Below are 17,613 nucleotides of genomic sequence, written 5' to 3'. Positions count from 1 at the left end.
TCCCGCCATCAAGCCTTATATAAGAACCATTTCATCAGCTCCTTGTAATTTGCCTTTTTTCCGTACATCAATATTCCAACCCGGTAAATCCTCGCGGCCACCCAGGTGGTGAAGATAAAACCGACGACGAGCAGGGCAATGGAGAGCGCAAGTTCCCAATCGGGTACGCCAAAAGGTAGTCTCACCATCATTGCGATAGGAGAGGTGAACGGGATGATACTCAGCCAGAATGAGAGCGTGCTGTTAGGATTGTTGGCTATAAAGCTGAACGCCATGATGTAGGTAAAGAGCAAGGGCAGCGTTATCGGAAGCATAAATTGCTGAGTTTCCGTCTCATTGTCGACTGCTGAACCTACCGCCGCAAATAAGGCGCTATAAAGTAGGTATCCGCCAAGGAAATAAATCAGGAAGACGGTTACGATGTAAGCAATAGGCACGTTTTCCATACCTTGAAGTAGGGCCGTTACCTCCGGAGCATTCCCCGCATTCTTGTTGATCTGCTCCATTTGTTCCGGATCCATATTTTTAAGACTCTCTATCCGGTCACCCAGCAGCTGTTGTCCAGCCAGGGAAGCAAGGGTAGTCGACAAGATGATCCAAAGCAAAAATTGAGTGATTCCAACCAAACCAATTCCAATAATTTTTCCAAGCATCAGTTGGAATGGTTTAACTGAGGAGATGATCACCTCGACAATGCGGCTTGTTTTTTCTTCAATTACACCTCGCATTACCTGCGCTCCATAAACGAACAGACAGATGTAGATTAAAATCGCCGAAGCAAAACTAATTCCATAGAGGGCTCCGGTATTGGTGTCTTGCTCGCCTTCCTCCGTCAGTTCCTTGGAGGTAATAGATATTTCCGGATCAATGCTTTTAAGCGTTTCCGGATTGATTCCGGCATCTGCGAGCATTCGATTTCGCAATACCTCGTTCATCTGGCTTCGTACTTCGTTTAGAGCCACCAAAGGCGGTTTTTTCTCAGAGGCCAATTCTGCATTTCCTTCCTGAACCACATTTGCGGGGATGAAAAGAACAAAGGCGTCATTCTTTCGGGCGGCGGCTTTCGCCTGCACCAAATCAGTTGCAGCAGCACGTTCAAAGTCAACGTTTCTGCTGTCTTTAAATTTATCAGCAAAAATGCCGCTTTGGTCAATTACCTCAATCCGTGTTACTTCATCACCCCCTCTGCTGGTTAAAAAGGCTACCAGGGCGATCATCCCAATGAAAAGAACAGGCACCAGGAAAGTCATCAGCAAAAAGCTTTTTTTCTTTACCCGGCTCAAGTATTCCCTTTGAATTACAAGTAATATTTTATTCATGATTAATTCCTTTCACCTTTTCAATAAATATCTCGTGTATGGTTGGTATCACCTCTGTAAGCGATTGAATAGACACCATAGGGATCAACATGGCCAGCGCATCATTGACCGTTTTTCCATCTTTCAGCTTTAGTCGTAGCTGCTGACCATCCTCTGAACGTTGGTGCTGCAGAATGTCAAACACCGGATTGAAACCCAGTTCTGTATCGCCAGAGTATTCTATGCAATAGGTTTGGCTTCTGTACGAATTTCTGATATCCTTCACCTTTCCGTCGAGTATTTTCCTTGATTTGTTAATCAACGCAATGCTGTCGCATAGTTGCTCCACAGACTCCATCCGGTGAGTTGAAAAGATAATGGTAGCTCCCTGGCGGTTTAGTTCCAGAATTTCCTCTTTTATAATTTCAGCATTCACAGGATCGAAGCCTGAGAAAGGTTCGTCCAGAATGATCAGTTCAGGCTGATGGATTACGGTGGCTACAAATTGCACCTTTTGTTGCATCCCTTTGCTCAAATCCTCCACTTTTTTCTTCCACCAGGTTTGCATTTCCATCTTCTCGAACCAGTACTTACACCTTTCGCGGGCCTCCTTACGCGATAAACCTTTTAACTGGGCCAGGTATAACATCTGGTCGCCAATTTCCATCTTTTTGTAGAGCCCCCGTTCTTCGGGCAGGTAGCCGATCCTATTAATGTGGGATGGATTTAATACTTCTCCGTCAAACAACACGGTACCCTCATCGGGACCGGTGATCTGATTGATGATACGTATCAGGGAGGTCTTTCCGGCACCGTTCGGTCCCAGAAGCCCAAATATACTTCCTGTGGCTACTTCCAGGCTTACATCGTCTAGTGCCCGATGGTTGGCGTATTGCTTTACTATGTTTTTTACTGCGAGCATCCGTAAGATTTGATAAAGTATTTAGAGAATTTAGGGTAGAACTTGTTACTAGCAATCAAACATATCAATTTTCGATAAGTCTTTTAAGTTCCCACACCTGAATATTTATTTTTAGATTAGTTGACAAAATATAACCAATGCGAATACCTAAAATCAACAAAGCAATCTGTCCGCTTGCTCTGGTGGCAGCCCTGAATTTCGTTAGTATCCCTTCAAATGCACAAAATCCGGAAAGGTTTTTTCCTGCCAGGGATTTGATGACTATCGGCTCGTACTACTATCCAGAGCAGTGGCCGAGGGCCCAGTGGGAGCGGGATCTGAAAAAAATGGCCGAGCTAGGGTTTGAATTTACCCACTTTGCGGAATTTGCCTGGGCTTTTATTGAGCCGCAGGAAGGGAAGTTTGATTTTAAGTGGCTCGATGAAGCGGTAGAGCTTGCGCATAAAAACGGTATCAAAGTAATTATGTGTACCTCCAGTCCTACGCCACCTGCTTGGCTAGCGCAAAAGCATCCGGAAATATTGATGGTGAACGAGGAGGGGAGGACTATGCAACACGGTTCCCGGCAGCACATATCCTGGTCGAGCCCCGTGTACAGGCAATACGTTTCGAAAATGGTGGAGGCTATGGCTAAACACTACGCCAATGATAAGCGCATCTGGGGGTGGCAGCTTGATAACGAGCCCAGCCACTATGGACAATATGATTACAGTCCTGCCGCACAGGCAAGTTTTCAGAAATGGCTGAAGAATAAATACAAGTCGATTGACACGCTGAATAAAGTATGGGGTACAGCATTCTGGAGTCTTGTGTATGATAATTTTGAGCAAATCCGTATACCCAACCAAAAGGAGCTTATTGCTCAGCCAAATCCTCATGCAGTGCTTGATTACCGGCGGTTTTCCGCGGATGAGGTGACGGACTTCATGGGGCTGCAGTACAATATTTTAAGAAAGTACATTCCTGCAACCCAATGGATCACTACTAACCTTATGCCAGACCATGCTCCGGTTGACCCAACAAGGATGACTAATCTGGATTTCGTGACTTACACTAAATATTTGGTCGCCGGCTATGATATGGGTATTGGAGACCAGGGCTTTCGGAAAGGTTCTCCTACAAGTATCGCCTTTGCTAACGACCTTTTCCGCTCAATTAACGGCGTCACAGGAGTAATGGAACTACAACCCGGGCAGGTAAACTGGGGAAAGTTCAATCCGCAAACTTACCCCGGAGTAGTGAGGATGTGGATTTGGCATGCCTTTGCAGGTGGGAACAAGTTTGTTTGCAACTATCGGTTCCGCCAGCCACTTACGGGAGGCGAGCAGTATCACTATGGCATTATTGGTCCTGACGGGATTAATCCGAGTACCAGCGGTTTGGAATATATTAAGGTGAATAAGGAGATGGAGCTGCTGCGGAAAAACTACGATGCTAAAGCACAGATGCCAGCTGATTATAAAAAGCGCCTTACTGCCTTATTATATAGCCCCGACAATCGCTGGGAAACCGACAATCAACCACAAACCTATCAATGGAATTATCTGAGCCACTAATGAAATATTATGGCGCATTAAAACAGTTTGGAGCTCCGGTCGACGTAATCACAGAGGCCAAGGATTTCAATAACTACCCGGTGTTAGTTGCACCTTCCTATCAGCTCTTAGACGGAGGTTTAGTAGAGCGTTGGAGGAAATACGTAGAACAGGGAGGGCATCTGGTGCTTACTTCCCGTACGGGACAAAAGGATAGGGATGGTAAGATTTGGGAAATGACCTGGACCAAGCCAATTCATAACCTAATCAAGGGAAAGGTAGCTTTTTATGATCATCTACCCGAGAATAGAACCGGAACGATAAAGATGGGCAATGAGGCCTATAATTGGAACAACTGGGCTGATGTGCTTGATCCGGATCAGGGTACGGAGGTATGGGCCTCCTACACCAACCAATATTATAGCGGCGGCGCTGCCGTAACACACGCGAAAGTAGGCAAAGGGACGGTAACATTTGTTGGTCCAGACACCGACGACGGTGCTTTGGAAAAAGCCGCTTTGAAACGGGTCTACGAAGTTGCTAAGATTCCCATCAGAGATTTGCCCGATGGAGTTATTCTGGAGTGGAGGGACGGATTTTGGGTTGGCGTCAATTATGGAGAAAAGCTTTACGATGTTCCGATGAGGGGAAGTTCTAAAGTAATTATCGGTCAAAAAACATTGATGCCAGCAGAAGTAGTTATTTGGAAAGAGTAGTCGGTCATAAATAATATTAAAAGGGTCGCACCTGCAAAGGCGCGACCCTTTTGTTTTTTCTAGCACTGGCATTCATTACTACCTGCAATCCTGATAATTTGGAGTTAATTAGTGTATTTTTAACATTAAGATAAGATGGTATAATACATGGAAAAAATGCTATAAAAAAGCGGATCAATCCTACAGGATATTTGTTTACTGATTTAGACGTCGGTATAACCAATTAAAAATTGAAACTTATTAAATGAAGGGCCTTCCCATATTAGATCTTGCTGTAATACTTATTTACCTGCTGTCAATGATTTTGGTTGGCGTGTATTTTTCCAGGAAGAATAAGAATTCGGATCAGTTTACGAAAGCATCAGGAATGATCCCCAGTTGGGCGATCGGCTTGTCCATTTATGCTACGTTTCTAAGCAGTAATACCTTTATCGGAGTTCCTGGTAAAGCTTTCGGGAGCAACTGGAACGCTTTCGTTTTCAGTCTTTCAATTCCCCTGGCAGCCTGGGTTGCTTCCAAATATTTTGTACCATTTTATCGTGGTACCGGTGAGATCTCAGCCTACACTCACCTTGAACACCGCTTCGGCGCCTGGGCCAGGACGTATGCAGTGGTTTGCTTCCTGCTGACTCAAGTGGCTCGTATGGGTTCCATTTTTTTTGGGATAGCTATTACACTCCAAGCCTTAACAGGATATTCAATGCAAGCTATCATGATAGTAACAGGCCTCTGCATTATTTTTTATACGGTACTGGGAGGTATGGAAGCGGTTATCTGGACCGAGGTGGTGCAAGCAGTAATTAAGACATTTGGTGCGCTGCTTATATTATATATGATCGTTTCCGACTTGCCAGGAGGAGTATCAAAGATTGTTGAAATCGGTGCTGCTGACGGGAAATTCAGTCTCGGAAGCTTCTCCCCGGATTTTACCAGTTCATCATTCTGGGTGATCCTTCTTTACGGTTTCTTTATAAACCTGAACAATTTCGGAATGGATCAAAACTACGTTCAGCGGTATCACACAGCTGAAAATGAAAAATCAGCGTCTAAGTCGGTTTGGTTATGCGTGTGGATGTACGTGCCGGTTTCACTACTTTTCTTTTTGATAGGTACTTCGCTTTATGCTTATGCTCAAGCCCATCCAGAGCTTATAGAACAGGTGAGACAACAAGTGGCGGTTGAACGCTTACCTGCCGGGGCTTCTGAAAGCCAGGTAACTGCGATGGCGGCGTCTTTAACGCCGGCAGACTATGGCGATAAAGTGATGCCTGCATTTATGGTATCTAAAATTCCTGCAGGCTTAGTAGGACTTATTTTATCAGCAATACTTGCTGCTGCAATGAGTACGATCAGCTCCGGAATGAACGCATCCGCTACCGTCTTTTCTGTCGACATTTATCAACGCTATATTAAACACGACGTAAACGACAAACAAAACCTGCGTGTTCTCCACATCGGCACGGCTGTTTTCGGCTTGATAGGGATGGGTGCGGGCATTGCCATGATAGGCGTTAAAAGTATTCTTGACATGTGGTGGGAGCTTTCAGGAATATTTGCGGCCGGCATGCTGGGGCTATTTTTACTGGGAATCATCAGCAAGCAGAGCAAAAACCATGAGGCACTTCTGGCCACGGCAATCGGGATTATTGTGATCCTTTGGATGACTTTTTCAGGAAGTCTTCTTGTAGATTATCCTTTGCTGCAAAGTACAATGCATAAAAACATGATTATTGTGGTGGGAACGCTCACTATCTTTTTGTTCGGAGTTCTTCTTACTAAGATCCGAAAGCGGACTTAGAGATTATGAAATATCACGAACAGAAAAGCAATCAATGCAAATTTTGAGGTTTATCGATTAAATAAAATCTATTATAACATATTATCATTTAAAATAAATGGAAAACTCACAAAAAGGGTTCATCCCGGTCATGCTTACGCCTTTTCAGGACAATGGCAATATAGATTTTGATGCGTTAACAAGACTCACAGAATTGTATCTGGAGGCGGGTGCGAAGGGTTTGTTCGCCAACTGTCTTTCGAGTGAAATGTTTGAACTTACAGACGAAGAGCGGATCCAGGCGATCAAGCATGTAGTAAAGGTTGTGGATGGGGCTGTGCCCGTGGTTGCGACCGGAACCTTTGGAGGGGCTATTGGAAAACAGGCAGACTTTGTTAAAAAAGTGAATGATACAGGCACAGAGGCTGTAATTCTTATTACCAGTCTGCTGGCCGGGCAGGATGAATCGGACGCTGTTTTCAACGAACGCGTTTTTCAACTGTTAAATCTTACTTCTGATGTGCCCGTAGGCTTTTATGAATGCCCGGTTCCATACAAACGTCTGTTGTCGCACGAGCAGCTGAAAAGTTTTGTTGAAACCGGAAGGGTAATTTATCATAAAGATACCTCCCTTAATATCGAGGATATCAAAAATAAATTGAAGGCTACTGAAGGCTTTAAATTCGGCCTATATGACGCGTACATGGTTCACGCCGTCGAATCGCTGAAAGCAGGATCGGCTGGGTTGTCCTGTATACAAGGAAACTACTTTCCCGAGCTGATTGTGTGGTTGTGTAATTATTACGATGATCCATCAGTGCAGGCGGAGGTAGACCGGGTTCAGCGCTTTTTGATCGAAAACATGGATGTAATGCACAACGTTTATCCGATCGTGTCTAAATACTTTTTGCAGAAACGAGGACTTAATATTTCGCTGTTTACCAGAAGAGCTGTTGGTGATTTCACTGCAACGGTAACGAAAGAGATCGAGACATTATACACAAACTACAATCTACTCCAGAAAGATCTGGATTTGAAAGTAGCTATTTAACCTTGCTCCCCCTTTACCTTCCTTAATAGTACGCTGGAAACTTTTAGTTTTCAGCGTTTTTTTATGCCTGTTTTACTTTGCTCAGATACTTCCTTTTGTACTCAAGCGGGGTAATTCCGGTTACTTTTTTAAAGTGTCTGTAGAAGTTGGAAACATTGTTGAAGCCGCAGTCAAAGCAGATCACTTCCGTGGGAAGCTTATCTTCTACCAAGGCCCTGCAAGCGTGGCTGATGCGTATTTCTATGAGGAAATCGTAGTAGGTCTTCTTCGTCATCATCTTGAAATACCTGCAAAAAGAGGTAACACTCAGGTTACTTATAGAGGCGATCTCTTCAAGAGTGATGTCTTTTTTATAGTTCGAAAGAGTGTAGGTGCACACCTTGTTCAGGCGGATAGTGTCGGACTCGGTTGATTGGTAGAATGCTGTCTGGCCCGTTACAATCGTTTTATATTCTTCCGTCTCGGCCATCGTCTTTAAAATGGATAGCAGGACGATGATTTTGTCAAGGTTAGTAGCCTCATTAGCTGAGACCATTAGTCGGGCCAATTTTTCCTTTGTTGCTCCGTAAAAAATCATCCCACTCTTGGCTTTCTCGTACAATTTGGGAATTAAATAAGCCTCGGGAAGCGTTAAAAGATACTTGCCTAAACAGTCGGGTAAAAAATGTATTACAATTGCTTCGATGTTGAGATCCGGGGTTCCCTGAAAATATTCCTCATTACACCTCCAGGTGTGCGGCAAATTTTCGCCCAGCAATATAATTTCTCCTGGTGAAAAATTGCTGATGTTATCTCCAATAAACTTAACTCCTTCACCACTAATGTTATAATGTAGCTCCAGCTCGGGATGGTAATGCCAAATTGTTCCAAAATTTGGCTTCACGTCATGTCGGATACTGAACGAGCTTTGTAGTTTTACGGGAACTTTATGAAAAAGAGGCTTCATGTACGAAATAATTAAAACAGCAATCGGTAAATCGTAAATTTTCTATAACTCGTTAAAGATCAATAGTAAGGAAGTTTGATCTTCATTCTTATAATTTAAAGATAGTACTTTTTATTTTAAATGATAACATCCTACACTAAGTAGATAAAAATCACCAGTATTTACAACGGGTAATGGCTCAAATTTGTATAGTTAGCAATTGCTGACGCCAATTATAACAGAAGTTTTACAGCATATTAACCCATTCCGGGATACAAGATTCTTAATCAGACATGAAGGAAAACAACCCTAAAGAAGTTTTATTAGTAGCAAGTGGAGACTTACGGCTTTCAGCTAATCAGAGTTGCTGGGAGGCACAGAGTCAGATGGAAGATTTACTGATCAAAGCAATTGAAAGCAAAGGCTGGACTGTAAAAAGGGCGCACCCGTACGATCCTGTTAAAAAGCATGGTTTCATTGATTCCCAGAAAATGGGAATGGAAGTTTTCCGGCAAATTGATCCTGAGCAACCACTCATTGTTGCCGAGAGCGTTTGGCAATACACGCACCATGTGTTGGCAGGATTAACTACTCATAAGGGACCTATTTTGACAGTTGCCAACTGGAGTGGCATGTGGCCCGGACTGGTAGGCATGCTGAACCTCAACGGTAGCCTGACCAAAGCCGGCGTAGTTTACAGCTCATTATGGAGTGAAAACTTTGACGATCAGTTTTTCTTAAATGGTTTGGACGAGTGGTTGTCAACCGGAAAAATCAAGCATGATCAGCGTCACGTGTTAAGCTACGACCTCGCTAAAATTCCTTTTGAAGACGAGCAGACAGGAAGAGCATTCGCGAGGCAACTGAAGCAGAATAAAGCGATCATGGGAGTTTTTGATGAAGGCTGTATGGGGATGTACAATGCTATTATTCCGGATCAGATTCTTCATAAGACAGGTATTTTCAAAGAACGGCTGAGCCAGTCGGGCTTATTCGCCGCTATGCGAGAGGTGGAAGACGCAGAGGCAGAGGCAGTGCTCGAATGGTTGCTTCAGAAAGGAATGACCTTTAACTGGGGTACTGACGGCACGACGGAACTAACCCGCGAACAAAGTCTCGAGCAATGTAAAATGTACATCGCTGCTCTTCGTATTGCCGATGAATTTGGATGTGATACCATCGGAATCCAATATCAGCAAGGACTTAAAGATCTGACGGTTGCCAGTGATCTGGTAGAGGGATTGTTAAACAACCAGGAGCGTCCGCCAGCATTCTCCAAATCAGGAAAGGAACTCTTCGCCGGCGAAGCTCTTCCTCATTTTAACGAGGTAGACGAATGCGCAGGCTTGGATGCGTTGGTAACGTATCATCTATGGAAAAAGCTGGGCATGCCGGGAGAAAACACGTTGCACGATTTGCGTTGGGGGCAGCATTATTCAGGAAATGGCATTGACGATTTCGTCTGGGTCTTCTTGATCTCGGGCGCAGCTCCTCCTGCTCATTTTCTAGACGGCTATAAGGGAGCCAGTAGCGACAGGCAGCCACCTATGTACTTCCGTCTTGGCGGGGGGACTCTTAAAGGAGTTAGTAAACCAGGAAGTATTGTTTGGAGCCGAGTTTATGTGATGGATGACAAACTTCACTGCGACCTCGGAGTAGGAGAGGTGGTTTCACTTCCGGAGGAGGAAACTCAAAGGAGATGGAACGAAACAACACCGGCCTGGCCAATTATGCATGCGGTATTAAAAGGCGTAAATCGCGACCAGATGATGGCAAGACATAAAGCTAACCATATCCATGTAGTGTACACTACTGATGAAGCTACAGCACATCGCAGTTGTCGGATCAAAGCGGCGGCAATGGCAGAGCTGGGCTTAGAGGTCCATTTCTGTGGAGATGTGGAAATCTAGATGTAACGACTTTCATTTAAACCAGTAAAAAAGACAACCAATATTCAGATGAATTTATTTTTCAAACAATCAGTTATAGCGATAGGGCTTTCTGTTGCTACAGTTTCAGGCATAGCACAGGAAGTTCAGACAAAAAAGGAAAAGGAAGCTGCTTACCTGAAGGTAGTTACAGAGCGTGCTGCAAAGATTGTGAAACCAATGGCATTAGGAGACGCGGAGAAAGAGGAAAGGGTAACGAACATCATTGCTTATCAATACCGTGATCTGAATAATATTCACGATTCGCGAAACGAAAAAGTTAAAGAAGTAAAGCAAAAGCTAAAAGACGATAAGGAGGAAGCTGACAAAAAGATTCAAAAGCTCGAAGCTAAATCGAATAAGCAGCTGGATAAACTGCACGGGAAATACCTGGCCCGTTTGTCTAAAGAGCTAACTCCGGAACAGGTTGATGTGGTAAAAGACGGTATGACGTATCGGGTGTTACCAATCACATACAAAGGTTACCAGGAAATGCTACCCAATTTAACGGCCGAACAGAAGAAGCAGATTTTAGCATATCTAACAGAAGCCAGGGAGAAGGCGATGGATGCAGAGTCTTCAGAAAAAAAGCACGGATGGTTTGGAAAATATAAAGGGAAAATCAACAATTATCTTTCTGCGGCCGGTATCGACATGAATAAGGCAAGTAAAGAGTGGCAGGTGAGGATAAAGGAAGAGTCACAGAAGAAGAACAATAAGTAAAAGTACCTGGATGGTAACATCCTACAATTTTTTGAGAACATTCTATATAAAAAAGAATGTTCTCAAATCGATATTTGACCATAGACTTCGGACATAGAAGTTTAACCAATTGAAACGAGACGCCAATCAGTAATACAGGTCAACCGGCTCTTCAAAGAGGGAATTAGAAGATTTACAGAGACATTAATATCATCAGTAGCTGCTCGATAAGTTGAACGGCTGATTTATCTATTGTCGCCAGAATTTTTGAACTAATCAATACAAGGAATATGAAGTTTAATTTACACAAGCAACGTTATCTGAATAGAGGCAGCAAGGCGGCCTTTGTTCATTTATTAGTAGCGCTTACGTTAACTAATGTCTCCGAAGCAGCGGTAGCTAATCCAGCTGAGGCGGCAAGGAACAAGAGTTCCCTAGCGGTAGCGCGCGTTAACGTTACCGGAACGGTCCGGGACGCGAAAGGTGAACCCCTACCGGGAGTAACGGTAAAGATAAAAGGTTCAACAACGGCAACCAGTACTGATGTTAATGGCGTTTTTCGACTGAATTTACCGACTGGTAATGAAACGTTGGTTTTCAATTTTATTGGTTTCAAAACTCACGAAGTAGCCGTTAATGGACGTACGTCTATTGATGTGACGCTCGTAGAGGACGCCGTTACCTTGCGGGAAGCAGTGGTAAACGTTGGATATGGTTCGCAAAAGAGATCGGATGTTGTAGGGTCTGTCGCAACTGTAACAGGTGAAGAATTGATGGATATTCCTGCTCCAAACTTGGCAGGTGCTATGCGTAACCGGGTTGCAGGTGTAGGTGTTAGCCAGGTGTCTGGTAGACCTGGATCATCTATTACTCTGAATGTTAGAAATTCGAGTAGGAGTGAAGCTGCTGACGGAACAACTGCCGAGCCGTTATATGTTGTAGACGGTATCACTGTTACCAAGGAGGCTTTTGATAATATAGACGCTTCAATGATTGAGAGCATGACCATCCTGAAGGATGCATCTGCTGCAATTTATGGAGCCTCCGGAGCAAAAGGGGTAGTACTGGTCACCACAAAAAGAGGTAAAGCCGGGAAACCTAGTATTAGTTATAATGGTTACGTCGGTGTCTCAGATGCGGCCAGTACTCCCGATATGCTTTCCGGGTACGAGCATGCGCTGTTGCTGAACGACACTTATCGGTTGCGAAATGAGGAGACTTCAAGGTTTTTTTCTCCTCAGGATTTGGAATACATTAGGGGATTAAATAACAAAAGCTGGTTTGATCAATTATGGAAACCTGCTGCCACCCAACGGCACAACCTAAGTGTGTCTGGCGGAACGGAGAAACTAACATTTTTTGCCGGAGGTAGTTATCAAAACGAAGATGCGAATTGGCAGGGGATGAAATTTGATAAATATTCTTTTAGAAGTGGTGCAACGGCAACTATAGCTCAAGGATTAAGAGCCGATATTGCTTTTAACATCGATCAAAATAAAAGGACAGCACAACATAATTTATCAGAGAATGATGCGCCTTTTTTCGAGAGGATAATCTCGGTTCCAGGCTGGGTTCCAATGTCTATAGATGGACAGCTGGTGAACTACAATGGAAGCAATCCACTAGGTCTTTTGCAGTCAGGCTACTATAATAATCGTAAGTCTCGTGGCTACCGCATTAATGCGAGTTTAAGCTATGAGCCGCAATTTTTGAAAGGCTTAACGGCAAAGCTGCAAATTTCTCAGGGAAGTAATAGTGCCAATAGCCGCAGTTATGATGCACCTTACAATTTGTATAACTTTGCAAGGATGGGAAATAATAATGAATTATTTTCGAATACTCCCACTCTTTCAGCTGATCCTGATAATCCTTCTGTTCAGGTTCCGTTCACCAGAATCAGACGTGCTTCGGAGGCACAAATAACGCCCTCCCTGTCTGAAGATAATAGTTACCAGGGCTTCTTTACACTTCAGTATGCAAAAACACTTGGACTGCACAGCTTTAGTGTTCTGGTTGGTGGCGAGCAAAGTGAGGCCAATAATGAAACTTTAGGTGTGAACTGGCAGAACCAGTTAATTCCAGGTGGCGAAGAATATTGGGCTTTTGATGCGAACCGATTGACGAGAGGGCAGGTGGGCAGATCAGAAAGTACAAAAAGATCGTTTTTCGGACGTTTTAGTTATGATATAAATAAGAAATACTTGATTGAGGGTGTTGCCCGATTAGACGCATCATCAAACTTCGCTTTAGGCAACCGCTGGGGCTTATCGCCCAGCATCGGTCTCGGCTGGGTTGTGAGTAATGAAAACTTCTTTAAAGACAATGTAGCTTTTGTAAACTTCTTGAAGTTGAAGTTTAATTACGGAATCGCTGGAGACGACCGTGTAAACGCACGAATGTGGCAGGAGCGATACTTGATTGATACAAATAATGGCTATCTCTATGGAGAGAATAATGGAAATTCCTTATATCCCGGACCGGTTCCGAATCCAGCTATTACTTGGGAGAAAAAGAGAACTCTTAACGCCGGCTTAGAAGCTTCGTTATTTGATAACAAGCTTGATTTAGGAGTAGAGGTTTTCCAGAACTACACGTATGACGGATTCGACAAGGGTGCTAATAATTTATATCCGTTATATGCAGGCTTTGAGGCTCCAATATTGAATTATAGGGAGGTTTACAATTGGGGATCAGAATTTACTATTGGTTACAGAACTAGGATTGCGCGTGAGGTAAGCTTAAACGCGAGTGTGAATTTTAGCTATGGAAATTCAGTTGTAACCAAAATGATCTATGCACCTGGAGAGTTTCTGGAAACCAATTTGGCCGATGGCCTAGCTACCGACTTTGGAACAGATCCAAGAAGATACAATTCTAATAACATTGGTTTGATCTATAGAGGGACGTTTAGAACGCAGGCAGAGGTAGATGCTTTTATGGAAAAAAATCCGAATTATCGTTTGTATAACGATGTTCCCCAGCCAGGATTTCAATATTTTGAAGATACTAATGAGGACGGAATTATTAATGACTGGGACATGGTTCCAATGTATAATAACACCAATGCGGCGTTCAATTCAGGTATAAACTTAGGTTTGGGGTATAAGGCCTTCAACTTAAGTACAAACATCTTTGCCAGAATAGGTGGAAAGGTATTTTATGATGGCCGAGCTAGAATTGCACCGTCGACCACGAGAAATATTTTAAGTATATGGAAGGACCGCTGGAGTCCAGAAAATCCGGATGGCAAATTCCCGAGATTTGATCAACCCTCTCTAACGCGTAACTCAACATTTTGGGCTGTAGATGGTACAACTGTAAGAATAAATAACCTTACGTTGAGCTATAGAGTTCCAACTAAGTATGCAAATAAGATTGGCCTTGGTGGAGCAAGGATATTGGCAACCGGTAATAACTTGTGGACTATTATAAACCCACTTCCGTATAAGGACCCTTATACCTCGAGTGCTTATGATTATCCTATCTTGAGGACTATTTCTTTAGGATTGAGTGTGAACCTATAAAATTTTGGATATGAAAATCTACGCAACTAATATAGTAAGAAAGGCAGTTCTGGTTATTGCAATTGCTTCCAGTGTTTCTGCTTGTAAGGTAAATGAGGATGATTTTTTTGAACTCCCTGATAGAGGGGGAATAGATGCTGCTGCATTGTTTGATGCTGAAGGATCTACACAATTACATTTGAACAGGGTGTATGATAACGTTATTCCCCAGTTTATCTATCAGGATAATGTCAGTTCTACCATGTCAGGCAGGTATGGGATACACCTGGCTAGTGACGAAAACATGTTTCCCGCAGGAGACCAGTACGCGAGAGCGGCATTGGGACTTCAAGGTTCATTGGGTAATCACGATGTCCGGTTTGCGGGTAATACCTACAATCACGCTTCGGGCGGGAACAAATACTTCGATATTGCAAAATGTAATGCAGCAATAAAATTTATCCCTGAAGGAAAGATGTCTGATGCTAAGAAAAAGGAATTTCTGGGCCAATATCATTTCTTGAGGGCCTTGACTTATTTTGAATTAGCTAAAGTGTACGGTGGAGTTCCTTTGACCTTAGAGCCAATTGACCCCAATAATATAACTGTTAGAGGAAGAGCTAGTGCAAGACAAATATTTGATGTTGTTTTGTCAGATCTTGACAAATCAATAGAGTATTTGGAAGGAATTGTATGGCAAGATGCGAACGGCAGAGGGAAAATAGACAAGTTAATTGCAACCTGTTTAAAAGCGAAGGTTCTGATGTATTGGGCAAGCCCTCAGTTTAACCCAAACAATGAACAAGACCGGTGGGTTACAGCGTTGGATGCTAATAAAGCCGCCTACGAGCTAGCATATAATAGTGGTAAGAGGCTAGTCCCTAATTATGCAGATATATTCAGACTAGAAGGCTCGGCGAATACTGAAGCAATTTTAGTAAGAAGTTATTCCTCTACGATAGAGCGAAGAGGACATGATGGAGAATACCGGGCCAGACCAGCAAGTGCTCAGGGCGGCGCACATCAAGGCTTCCAAGCAAGTAAAAGGTTATTGGATGCATATCCCATGAAGGATGGTAATCCTAGAGGATCTGGAGCCTATGCTTACGACGAGGTCATGTTCTGGCAGAATCGTGATCCAAGATTTCAGGCAACTATGGCCTATAATGGAAGTGTCTGGCCATTAGACGGAAATTTGAATAGAAGACAGTGGAACTACACCGGTGCTATTAATGAATCTAACTTGAGAGGGGTCTATAATAAAAGATTTACTTCGATTACCCCACCGACAAGTGTTAGATATCAAAACAATTTAGGCGGAAATGGTATGGACTGGATCGAGTTACGGTTAGCAGAAGTGATGCTGAACTATGCTGAATGTGCTAATGAAACCGGCGACCTTGCTACCGCTAAGAACATGGTCAGAGAGATCAGAAAAAGGGCTAAAATTGAAGAGGGTGCTAGTGGAAACGATTATGGTTTGGGAGCCATATCTTCAAAAGATCAAATGCGTGAACTAATTTTGAATGAACGTATGATCGAGTTTGCGTTCGAAAACAAGCGTAATTCTGACTTACGAAGAACCCGCAGAATGCACTTGCTTACAGGACTTATGGAGACTATTGAGGTACTGCTAGTTAACCCTCCTTCCGGGAATAACCCGAGAGATAAGGGTGTTCTGGAAGCTGTAGATGCTAACGGCGTAATGTTCAGAGATAAGTTAAATATTGAAGACAAGGCCACTTACACAAAATATTTTCAAACTAGAACAGTAAGTCCTGGAAACTATTTGCCATATAGCGTTCCTGAATTTCATTACTTCTATACATTCCATAACGATTTTGTCAACTCTGGAATTGATATTCAGCCTACGATAGGCTGGGCGGGCGGAACGTTTGATCCATTAGCCGATTAAGTAAGTAGTCATCTTAGAAGTGTTTTAAAATATAGACATGAAAAATAAAAATATTAGATTGTTGAGTCTACTTCTTTTAGGTGTCCTGACAATGTACTCCTGCAAGAAAGACACGGAAAATATCTTTAATATGTTTGAAGATGTTGATGTGGTTTACAGCTCAGAGTTAAATAGTGATGAAGTATTGATTGATTTTGAAATCAGTACCCCGACAAGTAATCCTACACTGAATCAGATGATTAACATAAATATATCCGAAACAGGTAGTACTACACCCCTCCTTACCATACCTACACTTGCATCCGAAAGAAACAAGTACGCGGGTGTTTTTAAGATGAAGAAGAGTACCCCGCAGACCACTTTTGAAGTGTGGGCTACTAATGCTGCGGGAGCCAGGATTGCGGGTTCAACGGTCGTTTATCATGGTAACCCTGTGGTTAATCCAAAACTGGTATCAGACTACATCAACGTAAATGATGGCGAGGTGGTATATTTGGATTACACAATCACTTCCAACGATGAAGATATTTATGGGGTTGTTGTGGAGAAAGTTGCAGGGTCTAGTAGCAGTAGTCCTGAACGTACTACGCCTATAGTTCCGAGTGAATCAGAACGAAGAAGCTTTTCCAGGACGATTAAATTAAAAATGGAAAGGGACGGTAAAAGTACCTATCGGATCTATGCTCTAAACTCGAAGAGTGTATATATTGGAGATGGATACAAAAACGTAACTATCGAAGTAAATCCAAGCTTTAAAATGCTTTCGAACAGGAGAATTTATGTTCCTGATACTGCTACCAAGGTTAATCCATCGTTTTTTTCTATTACTAAAGGTACGGCTTTTAGCTATACAGATGGACAGGCGAATTCTGCTGATATAGATTTCGGGATCTGGAGAACTCCTGATCTGAGGCCGAATCAAGTTGGGAGATATATATATAACTATTATTCTACAACGGCTAATCCTAATCCTTTTCCTACTTATGACATCAGCGCATGGACAAAGCGTGCCACCGTATTTAGCACGCCAGTTACGAACGCAACCAATACTTTTCTTTATACGCTGGTATCGTCAAGTGTGATTGCGGCTCAGGCACAGGCCAGAACGCTAAACGTTACTTCCACTAATTTTACAACTTGGCAGGCTGGATTAGCGCCTGGTAACGTCGTGTACTTCAAGACACCCGAAGGTAAGTTTGGAGCGTTCTTAGTAACCGGACTAGCGACGGATTTTGACAAGAAGCCGTATGTTGCAATCCATGTTAAAATTCAAAACTAATACTATAAGCTGTTTAATATAAATTCGGGCCCGACTATGTCGGGCCTTTTTTATGTGACAGT

At 43.1% G+C, this 17,613-nt stretch carries 12 protein-coding genes; 9 read left to right on the top strand and 3 right to left on the bottom strand.

Annotated features, from left to right (window positions below):
- Window positions 1-8: 8 nt before the first annotated feature.
- Both J4N23_RS02725 and J4N23_RS02720 read right to left on the bottom strand, forming a co-directional pair.
- On the bottom strand, window positions 9-1,319 hold the full coding sequence (locus J4N23_RS02725; protein ID WP_207425467.1) for an ABC transporter permease: 1,311 nt from the start codon (window positions 1,317-1,319) through the stop codon (window positions 9-11).
- A complete protein-coding gene (locus J4N23_RS02720) occupies window positions 1,312-2,220 on the bottom strand; it encodes an ABC transporter ATP-binding protein (protein ID WP_207425466.1) in 909 nt (302 codons plus the stop codon). The genes J4N23_RS02725 and J4N23_RS02720 overlap by 8 nt, the downstream gene beginning before the upstream one ends.
- A gap of 137 nt (window positions 2,221-2,357) precedes the next feature.
- Between J4N23_RS02720 and J4N23_RS02715 the strand changes: the two genes are divergently transcribed.
- From J4N23_RS02715 to J4N23_RS02700, 4 genes are all read left to right on the top strand, one after another.
- A complete protein-coding gene (locus J4N23_RS02715; protein ID WP_207425465.1) occupies window positions 2,358-3,776 on the top strand; it encodes a beta-galactosidase in 1,419 nt (472 codons plus the stop codon).
- Entirely contained in the window at window positions 3,755-4,471 is a 717-nt protein-coding gene (locus J4N23_RS02710) for a beta-galactosidase trimerization domain-containing protein (RefSeq protein ID WP_207425464.1), read from the top strand. Before J4N23_RS02715 ends, J4N23_RS02710 begins: the two co-directional genes overlap by 22 nt.
- 244 nt (window positions 4,472-4,715) lie before the next feature.
- On the top strand, window positions 4,716-6,269 hold the full coding sequence (locus J4N23_RS02705; protein WP_207425463.1) for a sodium:solute symporter: 1,554 nt from the start codon (window positions 4,716-4,718) through the stop codon (window positions 6,267-6,269).
- 97 nt (window positions 6,270-6,366) lie between these two features.
- The gene (locus J4N23_RS02700) at window positions 6,367-7,299 is read left to right on the top strand and encodes a dihydrodipicolinate synthase family protein (protein WP_207425462.1); all 933 of its coding nucleotides are present in this window, start codon (window positions 6,367-6,369) and stop codon (window positions 7,297-7,299) included.
- 61 nt (window positions 7,300-7,360) lie between these two features.
- On the opposite strand, the gene J4N23_RS02695 is transcribed toward J4N23_RS02700, so the two are convergent.
- On the bottom strand, window positions 7,361-8,245 hold the full coding sequence (locus tag J4N23_RS02695) for an AraC family transcriptional regulator (RefSeq protein ID WP_207425461.1): 885 nt from the start codon (window positions 8,243-8,245) through the stop codon (window positions 7,361-7,363).
- A 272-nt stretch (window positions 8,246-8,517) separates the two neighbouring features.
- On the opposite strand from J4N23_RS02695, the gene J4N23_RS02690 reads away from it, so the two are divergent.
- The 5 genes from J4N23_RS02690 to J4N23_RS02670 all read left to right on the top strand — a co-directional run bounded on the left by J4N23_RS02690 (window position 8,518) and on the right by J4N23_RS02670 (window position 17,551).
- Entirely contained in the window at window positions 8,518-10,134 is a 1,617-nt protein-coding gene (locus tag J4N23_RS02690; protein WP_207425460.1) for a fucose isomerase, read from the top strand.
- 48 nt (window positions 10,135-10,182) lie between these two features.
- Window positions 10,183-10,875, top strand: coding sequence for a DUF3826 domain-containing protein (locus tag J4N23_RS02685; RefSeq protein WP_207425459.1), 693 nt, complete (start codon window positions 10,183-10,185; stop codon window positions 10,873-10,875).
- A gap of 269 nt (window positions 10,876-11,144) precedes the next feature.
- Window positions 11,145-14,378, top strand: a complete 3,234-nt coding sequence (locus J4N23_RS02680) for a TonB-dependent receptor (RefSeq protein ID WP_207425458.1) — start codon at window positions 11,145-11,147, stop codon at window positions 14,376-14,378.
- 10 nt (window positions 14,379-14,388) lie between these two features.
- Complete coding sequence (locus tag J4N23_RS02675) at window positions 14,389-16,272, top strand: RagB/SusD family nutrient uptake outer membrane protein (RefSeq protein ID WP_207425457.1); 1,884 nt, start codon at window positions 14,389-14,391, stop codon at window positions 16,270-16,272.
- Window positions 16,273-16,309: 37 nt separating this feature from the next.
- On the top strand, window positions 16,310-17,551 hold the full coding sequence (locus J4N23_RS02670; RefSeq protein ID WP_207425456.1) for a hypothetical protein: 1,242 nt from the start codon (window positions 16,310-16,312) through the stop codon (window positions 17,549-17,551).
- Window positions 17,552-17,613 lie beyond the last annotated feature (62 nt).

Origin of the sequence: Pedobacter sp. SYSU D00535, from assembly GCF_017355855.1 — a bacterium.
Classification (GTDB): Bacteria; Bacteroidota; Bacteroidia; order Sphingobacteriales; family Sphingobacteriaceae; genus Desertivirga.
Note: the sequence above shows the minus strand (reverse complement) of the source record. Positions and strands in the feature narration are given on the sequence as shown.

What these genes read in the sequence shown, in the direction of transcription:
- J4N23_RS02725 (WP_207425467.1), bottom strand. Translation starts at nt 1,319, where the DNA reads ATGAATAAAATATTACTTGTAATTCAAAGGGAATACTTGAGCCGGGTA.
- J4N23_RS02720 (WP_207425466.1), bottom strand. Translation starts at nt 2,220, where the DNA reads ATGCTCGCAGTAAAAAACATAGTAAAGCAATACGCCAACCATCGGGCA.
- J4N23_RS02715 (WP_207425465.1), top strand. Translation starts at nt 2,358, where the DNA reads ATGCGAATACCTAAAATCAACAAAGCAATCTGTCCGCTTGCTCTGGTG.
- J4N23_RS02710 (WP_207425464.1), top strand. Translation starts at nt 3,755, where the DNA reads ATGGAATTATCTGAGCCACTAATGAAATATTATGGCGCATTAAAACAG.
- J4N23_RS02705 (WP_207425463.1), top strand. Translation starts at nt 4,716, where the DNA reads ATGAAGGGCCTTCCCATATTAGATCTTGCTGTAATACTTATTTACCTG.
- J4N23_RS02700 (WP_207425462.1), top strand. Translation starts at nt 6,367, where the DNA reads ATGGAAAACTCACAAAAAGGGTTCATCCCGGTCATGCTTACGCCTTTT.
- J4N23_RS02695 (WP_207425461.1), bottom strand. Translation starts at nt 8,245, where the DNA reads ATGAAGCCTCTTTTTCATAAAGTTCCCGTAAAACTACAAAGCTCGTTC.
- J4N23_RS02690 (WP_207425460.1), top strand. Translation starts at nt 8,518, where the DNA reads ATGAAGGAAAACAACCCTAAAGAAGTTTTATTAGTAGCAAGTGGAGAC.
- J4N23_RS02685 (WP_207425459.1), top strand. Translation starts at nt 10,183, where the DNA reads ATGAATTTATTTTTCAAACAATCAGTTATAGCGATAGGGCTTTCTGTT.
- J4N23_RS02680 (WP_207425458.1), top strand. Translation starts at nt 11,145, where the DNA reads ATGAAGTTTAATTTACACAAGCAACGTTATCTGAATAGAGGCAGCAAG.
- J4N23_RS02675 (WP_207425457.1), top strand. Translation starts at nt 14,389, where the DNA reads ATGAAAATCTACGCAACTAATATAGTAAGAAAGGCAGTTCTGGTTATT.
- J4N23_RS02670 (WP_207425456.1), top strand. Translation starts at nt 16,310, where the DNA reads ATGAAAAATAAAAATATTAGATTGTTGAGTCTACTTCTTTTAGGTGTC.